We start from the raw sequence: 15,435 nt of genomic DNA, 5'->3' as shown, positions 1-15,435 counted from the left end.
CCCGCGTAGACTTGAGGCATGCCCGAAACCGACATCCTCACACTCGACTCGGTGTCGGTGCTGCTGGTCTGGACGGCGATCGCGATCTACGCGCTCGCGTTCATCGCCTACGCCGTCGACCTCGCCACGCGGTCCGCGCTCGCCGTCGACGCGCGGGGGGTGCGGGCGGATGCGGCACGCGTGCGCGTCCGAGAGACCGTCGGCGCCGCTGTGGGGGCTGCCGGTGCGAATTCGGTCGCGTCAGATGGCTCGGTCGACGAGCTGCACGCCGAGGAGCGCGCCGCCGACGCGGCGCTGAACGCACCCCCGAGCCGGCGCCCTCGTCTGATCTGGGCGCGCATCGGCACGGCCCTGACCGTGCTGGCGTTCTTGTTCCACGTCGCCGGCGACGTCACCCGCGGCATCGCGTCCGGACGCGTCCCGTGGTCCAACATGTACGAGTTCTCGCTCACCGGAACGATGCTCATCGTCGGGGTGTACCTGGTCGTGCTGTTCCGCTACGACCTGCGCTTCCTCGGGTCGTTCATCACCGGCCTGGTCGTGCTGCTCCTCGGCGGCGCGACCATGGCCTTCTACGTCGAGGTCACTCCGCTGGCCGACCCGCTGAAGTCGATCTGGCTCGTCGTGCACGTCTTCGTCGCTTCGCTCGCGACGGCGCTGTTCGCCCTCGCGTTCGCACTCTCGGTGATCCAGCTCATGCAGGCACGCCGCGAGGCGCGCGTGGTGGCCGCGGCATCCGCCTCGGGTGCGAAGCAGGGCGCGGGCCTCACAAAGACCGGCCCGCGCTTCCTGCGCGCGCTGCCGTCGGCCGACGCCCTGGAGTCGCTGGCCTACCGCTTCGCGATCCTCGGGTTCATCTTCTGGACCTTCACGCTCATCGCCGGTTCGATCTGGGCCAACGACGCGTGGGGCCGCTACTGGGGCTTCGACACGAAGGAAGTCTGGACCTTCGTGATCTGGGTGCTCTACGCCGGCTACATCCACGCCCGCGCGACGCGCGGCTGGCGCGGCACCCGCTCGGCGTGGCTGTCGATCATCGGCTTCTCCGCCGTGATGTTCAACTTCACGATCGTGAACCTGTTCTTCAAGGGCCTGCACGTCTACTCCGGCCTGAGCTGACTCGCACCCCGCTGCGGTGATCGTGGCGCGAGCCGCGAGCGTATCGAGAATCAAGGCCCCGCGTAGCGCGTCGGTCCGGTGGATCTCGGCGCGCTCGCCCGCGCTCGCCGCTCGATCGACGAATCGCTCTGCGCGCGAACGACCCGGTGGCGGCCGAACGCGTCAGGCCGGGAGCGGGGATGCCGTCAGCAGCGTCCGCGCCGAGACCGTCCGCCGCCGTGCCACAGCCAGGGTGCTCGCCACGAGGGCGAGGGCCGCCCAGACCACCATCCCGACGATCGCCGCGCCGACACCGCCGGTGGAGGTGAGCGCGGAGAGCATCCCGTTGTAGGCGGGCGAGGTGGGCAGAAGCCCCGCCGCAGCCGACAGCACCCCCGGAACCGTGGAGACGACTCCCGTCGCGAGCCCCAGCACGCCGATCAGGCCTGAGATCCAGCGCCCCGCGCCGCCGAAGACGGCCACGAGCGCCTGGTTGACGGCGGCGAACGCGACGCCGGCGACGGCGCAGACGGCGGCGAAGACCGCCCACGTCGCCGCGTCGTACGAGGCTGCGAGCTGCACGACTCCGGCCACCATGAGTCCCTGGGCGAGCCCGATGAGGGCCGCCGGGGCGAGCGAGCGCAGCGCGAGGAGCGCGGAGGGCCGCCGCGAGGTCAGGGCCCGTCGTGAGACGGCCTGCAGCGCGATGAACGAACCCAATCCGCCGAACCACAGCGCGAGCATCGCGAGGAGGGGGATCGCGGATGCTCCGAAGAGGTTGGTGCCGATGCCCTTGGCGGCGACCGGATCCGCCACGACCGACGCCAGGTTGGTGGCCTGCGCGTCCGTGTAGTTCGGAACAGAGGCGGCGGCGGTGTGGAGCCCGTCGGCGAGGCCGGATGTGCCGGTCGCCAGCTGCGCGATCCCGTCCGAGAGCGACTGCGCGCCCGTCGCCAGAGTGGCGGCGCCGGTGCCGAGCTGCGATGCCCCCACCGCGACCTGCGTCGCGCCGGATGCGAGGCCACGCGCGCCGTCGGCGGATTGCGTCGTGCCGCCCTGGATCTGCGTCAGACCGGAGGCCAGCTGCTGTGCGCCGGTGGCCGCGGAACGCATGCCTTCCGCCGCTCCGGCGGTCAGCTGAGGGATGCCGGCGGCCACGGCGGGCGCGATGGCGTCGGCCGTGCCGGCCGCTGTGGCGGCCGAGCCTGCGGTCGCGGCGGTGGCGGTCAGCGAGTCGCAGAACGTCTGGGTCGCCCCCGACGCTGTGCACTGGGCGGAGAGGGTGCCGAGAGACACCGCGACGCTCTTCGTGTCGGCGGCCGCTTGCGACACGTAGCCCGCAGTCGCCTGCCCGGCCTGGACGAGTTTCGTCGTATCGGAGCCGTACTGCAGCGTGTCGGCGCCTGAGCTGAGGCCGCTCGCCAGCGACGATGCACCGGCGGACGACGAGCCGACCCCCGTCGCCAGGGTGTCGAGGCCGCCGGCGAGCTTGTCTGCGCCGGAAGCGAGAGCTGTGGCGCCGTCAGTGAGGCCGCCCGCGCCGGTCGCGAGCTGCGAGACGCCGCCCGGCAGTTGCGCCGCTCCCGACGCCGCGGACGCGGCGCCCGTCGCGAGCTGTGTCGCGCCGTCGGCCGCCTGGCCGAGCTGGGTGGAGAGCGTCGAGAACCCGACGAAGACGTTCTTCAGGTAGGTCTTGGACAGCTCTTGGCCGAACACGTTCGAGGCCGTCGTCGCGATCTGCGCGGTGATCGCGTCGTCGACGACGCGGGCGTCGGGCGCGCTCTGGATCGAGATCGTCGCCTGCGTGGCCGTGGCCCCGTCCGCGACCGAGGTGGCGGCGGCCGAGAAGCCGGACGGGATCGTGATGACGGAGGTGTACGTGCCGTCGGCGAGGCCCGTGGCCGCGTCGTCGGCGTTCGAGATCGTCCAGGTGAGGTTGCTCGGCGCCGCGTCGCTGCCCTCGACGAGGCCGGCCGTCAGCTGGCGGCCGAGGGGTGCGAGCTGTCCGTTCACGGTCACGGGGACGTCTTCGTTGACGATCGCGGCGTTCATCGCGCCCAGACGCTCCACAGGGTTGTAGAGCGCGGCCACCAGGATGCCGCCCACGACGACGGGGAGGAGGAGCACGCCCAGGAGCGTCAGCCACGTCACCGGCCGCCGTGAGCGGGCCCGTTCGATCGGGAGAGTCATGCCGTCACCTCGGAGGGAGAAGATGTCGAAAAATCGGGAGAAACAGCCGCGGGGGAGCGGCGGACGGGGGCGGCGGCCACAGTCAATACCGGCGCGTTGACGCGCCCCACCTCGGCCAGCAGCGACTGCGCCGCTGATGCGTCGGCCGCCGAGGCGATGATCGTCACGGCGTCGGCGTCGAACAGTTCGTCCGGGGCGGCATCCCGCAGCGTCGCGGCGACCTGGTCGCGCACGGCGCCGGAGGTCGCAGCATCCAGCCCGTCGATCACCACGATCCTCGCCCGCCCCGACAGCGCCCTGCGGAGGGGGCCGACCGGATCGACGCCGTCCTGGAGCAGGGCGACGCCGACGTGCGAGCGGATCCAGGCGGACCGGCCGGGGAGGAGGTGCCCGGCGACTTTGAGGTGACCGTCGGTCGGCGCGGCACGCCCCGCGATCGTGAGGAGGAGCGCACGGGTGCGGCGCGGATCATCCGAGGTGACGACGAGCGTGCCGCCGGGCTCGACGCGCAGATCGACGTCGCGGTAGAGCGTCGCATCGCCCTCGCTCAGCGCCAGGTCGGCGGCGACGACAGCGGCGGTGGTCCGGGGCTCCGGCCAGTCGGCCATCGCGAGCTCGCGCTCGACGGCGGAGCCCTCGATGTCGAAGTGGGGGAGCACGCGGTCGAGCCAACGTGGGATCCACCAGGCGTGCGCGCCGAGCAGCTTCATCACGGCCGGAACGAGCGTCATCCGCACGATGAACGCGTCGAAGAACACGCCGGCGGCGAGGCCCAGCGCGATGGGCTTGATGCTCTGATCGCCCTCCGGAACGAACGAGGCGAAGATCGCGAACATGATGACGGCGGCGGCCGTCACGACGCGCGCCGACCCGACGAAGCCCGACTCGATCGCACCGACCGCGGCGGTGCGATCGCTCTCGTCTGGGTGGTCACGACGGCGGTGCACATAGTCCTCGCGCATACGCGAGACCAGGAACACCTCGTAGTCCATCGCGAGCCCGAACAGCACGCCCATCAGCAGGATCGGCATGAAGCTGATGATCGGACCGACGAACGAGACGTGCAGCGGCCCCGCGAACCACCCCCACGAGAAGACGGCCGAGACGACGCCGAACGCCGCACAGACCGAGAGCAGGTAGCCCACGGTCGCCTTGATCGGCACCCACACCGAGCGGAAGACCATCGTGAGCAGAATGAGCGAGAGGCCGACGACGAAGATCGCGAACGGGATCAGGGCGGCAGCGAGCTTGTCGGAGATGTCGATCGCGACGGCCGTGAAGCCGGTGACCTTGAGGTCGACCCCGTACTCCGCGAGAAGCCGATCGTGCTGGGCGCGCAGGTCGCGGACGAGCTGCGCGGTGGCCGGCGAGTCCGGTGCCGTGGTGGGGATCACCTGGATGATCCCGGTGTCGGCGGACTGGTTGGGCGTCGCGAGAGCGATCGTGTCGACGCCGGGCACCTTCGCGATCTCGTCGGCCAGGTCGTTCATCAGCTTCACGGGGTCGGTGCTCGTGACGATCGTGCCGGTGAGGATGAGGGGTCCGTTGAATCCGGGACCGAAGTGCTCGGTGACGAGGTCGTAGCTCTGCCGCGCCTGATTGTCTTCGGGCAGCATGCCGGCGTTGGGGAGAGCCAGGCCCAGGCTCAGGGCGGGGATCGCGACGATGCCCAGCCCGAGTACGACCGACACTGTCGTGACGACGGGATGCTTCGTCACGCCCCGCACCCAGCGTCGCGAGAACGGCACGCGTTCCTTCGGCGCGCGGGTGGCTGCGGCATCCTTCCCCGCGTCTTTCGGGGCGCGCGCCCGGCGCGGCGCCCACCCGCGTACGCGGCCCTTCACGAGGCCGAGGAACGCGGGCGTCAGGGTGACGGCGACCAGCACCGCGATGAGCACTGCGGCGGACGCCGCGATGCCCATCGTGGTGAGGAACGGGATGCCGGCGAACGACAGGCCGATGAGGGCGATCAGCACGGTGAGCCCCGCGAAGACGACAGCCGATCCTGCGGTGCCCGTCGCGCGGGCGGCCGACTCCTCCGGGTCGACGCCCGAGCGGACCTGGTCCTGATGTCGGGCGATGATGAACAGCGAGTAGTCGATCCCCACCGCGAGCCCGAGCATGAGCGCGAGCAGCGGGGTCGTGGACGAGATGGTGGCGAACGCCGTCGAGAAGAGGATCAGGGCCATCGACAGTCCGACACCGAGGATCGCCGTCATCAGTGGGAGACCGGCCACGACGAAGGAGCGGAAGGTGACGATGAGCACCATCAGCGCGATCAGGAGGCCGATCGCCTCGGTGATGCTCACGCCCGGCACGGATTGCGAGTACAGGTCGCCGCCCAGCGCGACCTTGGCGCCGGCGGGAAGGCTCGAGCTCAGCTCGTCGGTGACGGAGGCCAGGTCGGCCTTGGTCGCGGCGGTGATGTCGGAGGTCTGCCCGGCGAACTGCATGCGCACGATCGCCGCCGAGCCGTCGTCCGACACGAGCCCGTGGATGTTCTCGCCGAAGGGGTCGGTGACCGCGCTCATCTGATCGAGCGCGCCGAGGTCGGTGACGGCTTTCTCGATCTGGGGCTTGTACGCCTCGTCGGTGACCGACCCGTCCGCAGCGACCACCACGATCTGCGCGCTCGTGCCGCTGGCCTGCGGGAACGTGCGGTTCAGCTGCTCGATACCCGCGCTGGACTCGGTGCCGGGAATCGTGAATGCGTTGTCGGTGCCGGAGCTGAAGAGCACTGCTCCGCTCCCGGCCAGGATGAGCAGGAGCACCCACGTCGAGATGACCCGCCACGGGCGGCGATACGCCCAGCGACCCAGGCTGTAGAGCAGAGTGGACACGGTGCCTCCGGTGAGCGGGGAGTTTGGATACACCGATGTATCCGATACAGTTCTGTATCCTAGGCTCTGACGAGGACTCCAATCTGGGAGTCGCGTGTGAGGATGGAACCGGACGGGAGCGGACCGTGAGCGAAGTGATCCAGGCGTCCGCGCGCAGAGAGCGCACGCGGCAGCGTCTGCTCGATGCTGCGGCCGAGGTCTTCGCCGAGGAAGGCCTGGACGCAGCATCCGTCGAGGCGATCTGCGAACGCGCGGGGTTCACCAGGGGCGCCTTCTATTCCAACTTCGAGTCGAAGGACGAGCTGTTCTTCGAGCTGGCTACGCGGGTCTCGAACGAGAAGCTCTCGGCCGTGACAGCCAGGCTGCGTGAGCTCGAAGCATCCACGGATCGCCCCACCCATCCCGCCGAGATCGTCGGCCGCCTCCTGGATTTCGAGACCGACGACCGCCTCGGCGTGCTGATCCTCAGCGAGATCCGCAACCACTCGCTGCGCGACGCGACACTGTCTGCGTCGTACCTGGCGTGGGAGGACGCGATGAGTGCTCGGGTGGCCCGGGTCATCGAGGACGTCGCCCGCAGCAGCGGCCTTGCACCTCGGATGTCAGCCGACGAGTTGGCCAGGCTCTTCCTGATGACGTGGGAATCCGCGTCTCAGCGGGCCGTGATGATGGGGCTCGACAACGAGGCTCTGTGCGCCGCGGTCAGCGACCGGATGCGCGCGCTCGCCGAGGCGCTCGTCGGCTGAGGCGCCCGTCGGCTGAGCCCCCTCCGCTGACGGAGAAGCCGGCTCAGCGGCTCGCGTAGAGCTCGATGTGCGCGCGCGTCAGGCGGTCCATCCACCACTGCCTCCGCTCCGCGGGGGCGGCGAGCGCGGCAAGGGACGCGGCATCCGGCGTCACGCGTTCTACGGGGATCCGCCCCCCGACGGGCGCCATTCCCGGCGCGGCGACGTCGGCGGTGAAGAGGGATGCCGTACCCAGCCCGCAGTCGTAGTCGAGCTCAGGAAGCGCCGCGGCCAGTGCGGCGCCCATCGAGAGCCCGACCGACGTGTCGAGGGCGCTGGAGACCACAGCGGGAAGACCTGCGGAGGCGACGATGTCGAGGGCCCGGCGCAGCCCACCGAGCGGCTGCGCCTTGATCACGAGGAGATCGGCCGCGCCCGCCCGCGCCACCGCGAGGGGGTCGTCGGCCTTGCGGACGCTCTCATCGGCCGCGATCGGGATGCCCATGTACTTGACGCGGCGGCGCAGCTCGGCCAGCTCGTCGATCGTCATGCACGGCTGCTCGACGTATTCGAGGTCGAACTCCGAGAGCGCGTGGATCGCGTGCTCGGCCTCGTCGACGTTCCACCCGCCGTTCGCGTCGACGCGGATGCGGCCCTCGACGCCGACGGCTGCGCGCGCGGCGCGCACGCGCGCCACGTCGTCGGCCAGGCGCTGACCGGGTTCGGCGACCTTGATCTTCACCGTGCGGCACCCGTCGAAGCGGGCGACGATGTCGGCGACCGCGGCCGCATCCACCGCGGGGACGGTGGCGTTCACCGGGATCGACGAGCGCAGCGCGGCCGGGGAGGGGCTCCAGCCGAAATCGATGGCGGCGGCCAGCCAGACGGCGGCCTCGGTGTCGGGGTACTCGAGGAACGGCGAGAACTCGGTCCAGCCGTGCGGACCCTCGAACAGCATCGCCTCGCGGTGGTCCACTCCGCGGAACCGCGTCGCCATCGGCAGTCGAACGACGTGAGCCGTCGCGAGCAGCTCGTCGAGGGACGGGTGGGTTGCTCCGGCGTCTTTGCTCACGGCTCCATCATGCCTCCCGTGTGCCCGGATGAAGCCCGACGCGAACATTCGGGAGGATCGATGTGACGCCTGTCGCCTCCCGTGCCGCAAGATCCGGGCTTCACCGCCGTCCGTCCTTCGAGATGTACGCCGTGGCGGTCAGGGCGACCATAGGCTGGACGCATGCTCACCGATACTCCCGTGCGCTTCGGCGTGCAGATCAAGCCGCAGCACGCCCCTTACTCCGCGATCCGCGAGGCGGTGACCCGGCTGGAGGACATGGGGGTCGACATCCTCTTCAACTGGGACCACTTCTTCCCGCTCTCGGGCGAGCCCGACGGTCTGCACTTCGAGTCGTGGACGATGCTCGCGGCCTGGGCCGAACAGACCGAGCGGGTCGAGTTCGGTGCCCTGGTCAACTGCAACAGCTACCGCAACGCCGATCTCCAGGCCGACATGGCGCGGACGATCGACCACATCAGCGCGAAGGGCGGCGACGTCGGCCGGTTCATCTTCGGCACGGGCGCGGGGTGGTTCGAGCGCGACTACGACGAGTACGGCTACGAGTTCGGCACGCCGGGTACGCGCCTGAACGACCTGGCCGCGGGGCTCGACCGCATCGAAGCCCGCTGGGCGAAGCTGAACCCGGCGCCCACCCGCGACATCCCGGTCATGATCGGCGGCAAGGGTGAGCAGAAGACGCTGCGCATCGTCGCAGCGCACGCGAACATCTGGCACAGCTTCGTCGACGCCGGCGAGATCGCCCACAAGGTCTCGGTGATCGACGCGTGGGGCGAGAAGGACGGACACGACACGTCGGGGCTGATCGTCTCGAACGAGCTCGAACGACGCGATCAGGCGACGGCGGATGCTCTCTTCGAGGCGGGCACGCGCCTGTTCACGCTGGGTTTCCAGGGCCAGGACTGGGACTACGACCTCATCGCGTCGTGGCTGGCCTGGCGCGACGCCAAGAACGGCTGACCTCCGAGCGTTTCCCCGCATGGCGCAGCCCACGGCCGGGGACGAGAGGGGCGGCTAGAATCGCGCAGTGACCGCCCCCTCCGCCGTGCCTCGCTTCGCTCTCGACGTCGAAGGCGTCGCGCGCCCCGCGCGTTCCCAGGCGCTTCTGGACGCGGTGCAGACCCGCGTCGTGATCGCCGACGGGGCGATGGGCACCCAGCTGCAGGAGCACGACCCCAGCCTCGAGGACTATCAGCAGCTCGAGGGGTGCAACGAGATCCTCAACGTGAGCCGCCCCGACATGATCGGCGCCATCCACGACGCGTATCTCGCGGTCGGTGTCGACGCCGTCGAGACCAACACGTTCGGCGCGAACTGGTCGAACCTCGGCGACTACGGCATCGAAGACCGGATCACCGAACTCGCCGCCGCCGGGGCGCGCATCGCGCGGGAGCGCGTCGAGGCGGCCGAGGCCGCCGATGGCCGGGTGCGATGGGTGCTCGGCTCGATGGGGCCGGGCACAAAGCTGCCGAGTCTCGGCCACACCACGTACGACCACCTCAAGCAGACCTTCGCCGAGCAGGCCGAGGGGTTGATCGACGGAGGCGCGGACGCGTTCCTGGTCGAGACCTCGCAGGACCTGCTGCAGACCAAGGCGGCGATCAACGGGTGCAGGCAGGCGATCGTGAGCCGAGGAATCCGTCTGCCCATCTTCGTCGAGGTGACCGTCGAGACCACCGGCACGATGCTCATGGGCAGCGAGATCGGGGCCGCGCTCACCGCGCTCGAACCGCTCGGAGTCGATGCGATCGGGCTGAACTGCGCGACCGGCCCGGCTGAGATGAGCGAGCACCTCCGGCACCTGTCGAAGCACTCCACGGTGCCCGTGGCGTGCATGCCGAACGCCGGACTCCCGGTGCTCACGGCCGACGGCGCGCATTACCCCCTCGGCCCCGACGAGCTGGCCACGGCGCACGAGCAGTTCGTGCGCGAGTTCGGACTCGGACTCATCGGCGGATGCTGCGGCACCACGCCCGCGCATCTGAAGGCCGTCGTCGAGAGGTTGGGCGTTTCGTCTCGCTCCGCTCGCTCAACGACCGGGCGCGGCGATGTCCGGTCGTTGAGCGAGGAGCGCAGCGACGAGACGAAACGGTCGCCGGTCAGGGAGCCCGGAGTGGCGAGCCTGTATCAGCACGTGCCCTTCGAGCAGGATGCCTCGTACCTCGCGATCGGCGAGCGGACCAATGCCAACGGGTCCAAGGCGTTCCGCGAGGCGATGCTCGAGGAGCGCTGGGACGACTGCGTCGAGATCGCTCGTAACCAGATCCGGGTCGGGGCGCACCTCCTCGACGTGTGCGTCGACTACGTCGGCCGCGACGGGGTGGCCGACATCCGCGAGGTGGTGTCGCGCTTCGCCTCGGCCTCCACCCTCCCGCTCGTGATCGACTCGACCGAGCCCGCGGTGATCCGCGCGGGCCTGGAGCTGATCGGCGGCCGCCCTGTGGTCAACTCGGTCAACTACGAGGACGGCGAAGGTCCTGCCAGCCGTTTCGGTCGCATCATGCCGCTCGTCAAGGAGCACGGCACGGCTGTGATCGCCCTCACGATCGACGAGCAGGGCCAGGCCCGCACCGCGGTCGACAAGGTGCGGATCGCCTCGCGGCTGATCGACGCGCTGGTGGGCGAGTGGGGCATGAAGGTCGACGACATCATCGTGGACTGCCTGACCTTTCCCATTGCCACCGGCCAGGAGGAGACGCGGCGCGACGCGATCGAGACGATCGATGCGATCCGGCAGATCTCGGCGAAGTATCCCGGAGTGCAGACCACGCTCGGGGTGAGCAACGTCTCGTTCGGCCTGAACCCGGCCGCGCGGAGCGTCCTGAACTCTGTGTTCCTCCACGAGGCCGCCGAGGCCGGGCTGACGTCGGGGATCATCGACGCTGCGAAGATCGTGCCGCTCGCCTCCGTGCCCGACGACCGGCGCAAGGTGGCGCTGGACCTCGTGTGGGATCGCCGGGAGTACGACGCCGACGGCACCCTCACGTACGACCCTCTCGCGGCGATGCTCGACCTGTTCGACGGTGTCGACAGCGCCGCTCTGAAGGATGCGCGTGCCGCCGAGCTCGCGGCGCTGCCGGTCAACGAGAGGCTCGAGCGGCGCATCATCGACGGCGAGGCGAAGGGCCTCGAGGCCGACCTCGACCTCGCCCGCGCTGGTGGGCTCAGCGCCCTGCAGATCATCAACGACCACTTGCTCGAGGGTATGAAGGTCGTCGGCGAGCGGTTCGGCTCGGGCGAGATGCAGCTGCCTTTCGTGCTGCAGTCGGCCGAGGTGATGAAGACCGCCGTCGCGCTGCTCGAGCCGCACATGGAGAAATCCAGCGATGCGGGCAAGGGAAAGATCATCCTCGCGACCGTCCGCGGCGACGTGCACGACATCGGCAAGAACCTGGTCGACATCATCCTCACCAACAACGGCTACGACGTGATCAACCTCGGGATCAAACAGCCGATCGCCGACATCATCGCCGCCGCGGAAGAGCACGACGCCGACGTGATCGGCATGTCGGGGCTGCTCGTGAAGTCGACCGTCGTGATGAAGGAGAACCTCCTCGAGCTGCAGGCTCGCGGTCTCGCGAAGCGGTGGCCGGTCATCCTCGGCGGGGCCGCGCTCACTCGCGCATACGTGGAGGACGACCTCGCGTCGCTGTTCGACGGCGAGGTCCGCTACGCGCGCGATGCGTTCGAAGGGCTCGCGCTCATGGAGCCGCTCGTCGCCGTCGCGCGAGGGGCCGCGCCGGAGGACGTCGCCCTGCCGCCCCTGAAGAAGCGCATCCATGCCGCCGGCGCGCGCCTAACCCTCACCGAGCCCGAAGCCATGCCCGAACGCTCGGACGTGGCATCCGACAACACGATCCCGGCTCCGCCGTTCTGGGGTACCCGCGTCGTGCGTGGCGTCGCGCTCGCCGACTACGCCGCGTTCCTCGACGAACGCGCGACTTTCATGGGGCAGTGGGGCCTCAAGCCCGGTCGCAGCGATGGCGGCCTCACCTACGAGCAGCTCGTCGAGACCGAGGGCCGCCCCCGGTTGCGGTACTGGCTCGACCGGATCCTCGGGGAGGGGATGCTGGACGCCTCGGTCGCCTACGGGTACTTCCCCGTCGTCAGCGAGGGGAACGACCTCGTGGTGCTCCATCACGGCGCCGACCCGGGCGGCACTCTGGGCACGCCGGGGCTGCTCGCACCGGACGGGGGATCGGGTGGTCCGGTCGGCACCGACCGGCTGCGCTTCACCTTCCCGCGACAGCGCCGTGACCGGCACCTGTGCCTGTCGGACTTCGTCCGCTCACGCGAGTCCGGCCAGGTCGACGTGCTGCCGGTGCAGCTCGTGACGGCGGGCGCGCACATCGACTCGGTGACGGCGAAGCTCTTCGCCGAGGACAAGTACCGCGACTACTACGAGCTGAACGGGCTGGTGATGCAGCTGACGGAGGCCCTCGCGGAACGCTGGCACGCCCGCATCCGCGAAGAACTCGGCTTCGCCGACGAAGACCCGACCGACACCGCCGGCCTGTTCAAGCTGCAGTACCGCGGCGCGCGGTTCTCGCTCGGCTACCCCGCGTGCCCCGAGATGGAGGACCGGCGCAAGGTCGTCGAGCTGCTGCGGCCCGAGCGCATGGGCGTCGAACTCAGCGAGGAACTGCAGCTGCATCCGGAGCAGTCGACGGATGCCTTCGTGTTCCACCACCCCGAGGCGAAGTACTTCTCGGTCTGACGCTGCCCGCCACCGGCTTCGCGCGGCGCAGCGCCGAGAGCACCGCGCGACCGACGACGACGATGCCGATCACGCTCGTGATGGCCCGCAGGGTGTCCCACGTCGCGGTCGAGGTGACGAGGGAATAGAGCAGGAAGCTCGCGAGGTTCGTGGGGAGCGGAGCGCCCGGCTCGTACGAGATGCCGGTGCCGCCCCCGACGGCGAACGGCCAGAACCACAGGTTCATGATGAGCCCGAAGGCGTACGAACCGACGACCCCGTAGACGCTCAGCAGCGCGACCTCCGCCCATCCGCGGAGGCGGGGGAGCAGCCCCGCGCCCGCCCCCACCCAGCCGCACGCGAACATCTGGAACGGCGTCCACGGGCCGATCCCGCCCGATACGACCGACGACAGGGCGATCGTCAGCATGCCCAGCAGCAGGCCGAAGCGGGCGCCGTACGCGCGTCCGGCGAGGATGAGGAGGACGAAGACGGCCTCGACGCCGCCGACGCCGGTTCCGGCGATGCGGATCGCCGCGCCGATCGCCGCGAGCACGCCGAGGAGCGCGAGGGAGTGCGCCGAACGCACGGTGCCGTCGAGGAGTCCGAGCACGACGATGGCCGCGAGCGGGATCAGGGCCAGCGCCATGACCGGGACCGCCGCCTGGGCCTGCGCCGGCAGCGCGCTCGCGACGAGCGGCCAGCAGAACGCGGCGAGCGCGGCCGCGTTCGCCGCGAGCAGCGCGATGAGCGGGCCCGCCGACCGGGCTGACGGCCTGGGGTGCGCCGACGCCGGGCTGCCGTACTCGGGTGGGTCGAGGTTCGGGATCGGCGCGCGCTCGGACAGTCGGGCGGGACGCTCGAGCCCGCTCGATCCCTCCTGAGTGCGGTGCAGAGCCTGAGCGCGGTGCGGGGGAAGGACCGGTACCTGCTCACCCAGCCGCCCGTCCGCCATCGGCACGATGCGGCCTGCCAGCGCAGCGGCGAAGTCCGCGTCGTGCGTGGCCACCAGTACGGCGGCGCCTTCGTCCGCGCGGGCGACGAGGGCCCGGGCGACGAGGTCGCGTGCGGCGCCATCCAGCCCCCGCGTGGGTTCGTCGACGAGCAGCACGCGCGGCGAGGTCGCGAGCTGCAGTGCGAGCGCAAGGGCGCGACGTTGACCGACGGAGAGGTCGCGGGGATGCTGCATCCTCAGCCGTGCGAACTCCGGGCCGCCGGCATCCCACCCGATGAAGCCCGCGAAACGGGCCGACGTGCTGCCCGCCGACGCCCGTGCGCGACGATCCGCGCGTCGGCATTCGGCGGCGACCGTGTCGGATGTGAAGAGGTCGTCCGACGCGTCGGGGACGAGGGCGACGCCCCGCGCGGCGCGCACGCCGTCGACCGTGATGTCCGCTCCGGCCGGTGGCACGGCGAGGGCCTCCAGCAGGCTCGACTTGCCCGCCCCGTTCGGGCCGACGAGCGCGACGATCTCACCGGCCCTCACGCTGATCGTCGCCTCGTCGACGGCGATCGCAGAACCGCGCCGTACGGTCAGTCCCCGGGCTTGGAGCACCGGGTCGCCGATCGGGCTCGTCCGGGCATACCGCGGGGTCTCGACGGCGAGGTCGTCGCCACTGTCCAGGCGCCCGTCGCTCATGCGGATGCTGCGGTCGGCCACACCGCGCAGTTCGGCGCCGCGGTGCTCGGCGACGACCACGCAGACGCCGGCCTCGTGCGCGAGCGCACCGAGGAGCTCGATCACCCGACGTCGGTACGATGCGTCGAGGTCGGCGAGAGGCTCGTCGACGAGCAACAGGATCGGGTGCTCGACGATCGCCGCCGCAATCGCGACGAGGGTCGCTTCGCCCGCCGACAGCCCGCGCAGCCGTCGCGCGAGCAGGCTCGGGATCCCGACGCGTTCGGCAATCTCCGCGACGCGCGACGCGATGATCGAGGGTGCGACCCCGCGCAGCTCGAGTGCCAGGCCGATCTCGTCGGCGACGCGCTCCGTCGTGAACGCCTCGCGCGGGTGCTGAAGGACGACGCCGATGAGCTGCGCGGAGTCGCGCGGCGGAACAGCCGTTCGCTCGTGCCCCACGACCCGCACCGTGCCGGTGAGGTCGCCCCCGTCGAGGTGCGTGTGCAGGCCGCTCAGCGTGCGCAGCAGAGTCGACTTGCCCGACCCCGTCGGCCCGGAGAGCACCGTCAGGGTGCCCGCTGTGAGCGCGAGCGCGTCGATGTGGATGCCGGCACCTCCGCGGTGCGTGAGGTCGGCGCCGCGCACGGAGACCGGGGCGGCGCAGTCGCCGTCGACCGGTCGGCCCGCCAGGCCGCGGAGCTCGAGGGCGGCCGCCACCGCCGTCGCCCGTTCCAGGGTGTGCTCCAGCACGGGCGCGAGGAGGCGCACTCCGCCGCGCTCGCCGCGCAGGCGTTGCGCGAATCGGACCGAGCGCACGGCATCCGCCAGCGCGGGCAGGGTCGCCCAGGCGATCCCGAGGGTGCGAGCGATCCCACGCAGGGGCCCGCGGCGCGACCCCCGCGCGAACAGGCGGGCGACATCGAAGAGCGCGTTGAGGAGGCCGAAGACGAGGATCAGCGCGGCGATGGGCAGTGCGCTGGCGGCAGCATCCCACAATCCACCCGTCGTGACCGGCCCCAACATCACGACGTGCGCGAACGGCGCGGGAAGTCGTACCTCGGGCAGCGCGAGCAGCACCGGACCCGACCCGTCTGCGCCGTGGAACAGGACGCGGTAGATCACCCGCACCACGACGAAGCCGGCGGCGAGGGCTGCCGCCGCCTTGAGGGGTGCGGGTCGGAAGGTCACGCGGG

The 15,435-nt window shown here is 70.8% G+C and carries 8 protein-coding genes; 4 read left to right on the top strand and 4 right to left on the bottom strand.

What is annotated here, in order from left to right:
* Positions 1 to 18 precede the first annotated feature (18 nt).
* A complete protein-coding gene (gene ccsB, locus F6B43_RS07930; protein ID WP_150448251.1) occupies positions 19 to 1,119 on the top strand; it encodes a c-type cytochrome biogenesis protein CcsB in 1,101 nt (366 codons plus the stop codon).
* Between the two features lie 162 nt (positions 1,120 to 1,281).
* Here ccsB and F6B43_RS07925 read toward each other — a convergent pair whose 3' ends face one another.
* On the bottom strand, positions 1,282 to 3,288 hold the full coding sequence (locus tag F6B43_RS07925; RefSeq protein WP_150448250.1) for a YhgE/Pip family protein: 2,007 nt from the start codon (positions 3,286 to 3,288) through the stop codon (positions 1,282 to 1,284).
* Positions 3,285 to 6,128: an MMPL family transporter gene (locus F6B43_RS07920; protein ID WP_150448249.1), complete on the bottom strand. Its 2,844-nt coding sequence runs from the start codon at positions 6,126 to 6,128 to the stop codon at positions 3,285 to 3,287. Before F6B43_RS07920 ends, F6B43_RS07925 begins: the two co-directional genes overlap by 4 nt.
* A 125-nt stretch (positions 6,129 to 6,253) precedes the next feature.
* On the opposite strand from F6B43_RS07920, the gene F6B43_RS07915 reads away from it, so the two are divergent.
* Entirely contained in the window at positions 6,254 to 6,874 is a 621-nt protein-coding gene (locus F6B43_RS07915) for a TetR/AcrR family transcriptional regulator (RefSeq protein ID WP_246159848.1), read from the top strand.
* 43 nt (positions 6,875 to 6,917) lie between these two features.
* Here F6B43_RS07915 and F6B43_RS07910 read toward each other — a convergent pair whose 3' ends face one another.
* Complete coding sequence (locus F6B43_RS07910; protein WP_281349523.1) at positions 6,918 to 7,925, bottom strand: o-succinylbenzoate synthase; 1,008 nt, start codon at positions 7,923 to 7,925, stop codon at positions 6,918 to 6,920.
* 162 nt (positions 7,926 to 8,087) lie between these two features.
* Here F6B43_RS07910 and F6B43_RS07905 point away from each other — a divergent pair, with 162 nt between their 5' ends.
* Positions 8,088 to 8,885, top strand: a complete 798-nt coding sequence (locus F6B43_RS07905) for an LLM class F420-dependent oxidoreductase (RefSeq protein WP_150448246.1) — start codon at positions 8,088 to 8,090, stop codon at positions 8,883 to 8,885.
* 67 nt (positions 8,886 to 8,952) lie between these two features.
* Entirely contained in the window at positions 8,953 to 12,642 is a 3,690-nt protein-coding gene (gene metH, locus F6B43_RS07900) for a methionine synthase (protein WP_246159847.1), read from the top strand.
* Here the strand turns inward: metH and F6B43_RS07895 are convergent.
* Complete coding sequence (locus F6B43_RS07895) at positions 12,557 to 15,430, bottom strand: ATP-binding cassette domain-containing protein (RefSeq protein ID WP_150448245.1); 2,874 nt, start codon at positions 15,428 to 15,430, stop codon at positions 12,557 to 12,559. The genes metH and F6B43_RS07895 overlap by 86 nt on opposite strands.
* Between the last annotated feature and the right edge of the window lie 5 nt (positions 15,431 to 15,435).

Source organism: Microbacterium rhizomatis (assembly GCF_008710745.1).
GTDB lineage: Bacteria > Actinomycetota > Actinomycetes > Actinomycetales > Microbacteriaceae > Microbacterium > Microbacterium rhizomatis.
Note: the sequence above shows the minus strand (reverse complement) of the source record. Positions and strands in the feature narration are given on the sequence as shown.

Coding starts and splice junctions, on each gene's coding strand:
- F6B43_RS07905 (WP_150448246.1), top strand. CDS start 8,088: ATGCTCACCGATACTCCCGTGCGCTTCGGCGTGCAGATCAAGCCGCAG.
- ccsB (WP_150448251.1), top strand. CDS start 19: ATGCCCGAAACCGACATCCTCACACTCGACTCGGTGTCGGTGCTGCTG.
- F6B43_RS07925 (WP_150448250.1), bottom strand. CDS start 3,288: ATGACTCTCCCGATCGAACGGGCCCGCTCACGGCGGCCGGTGACGTGG.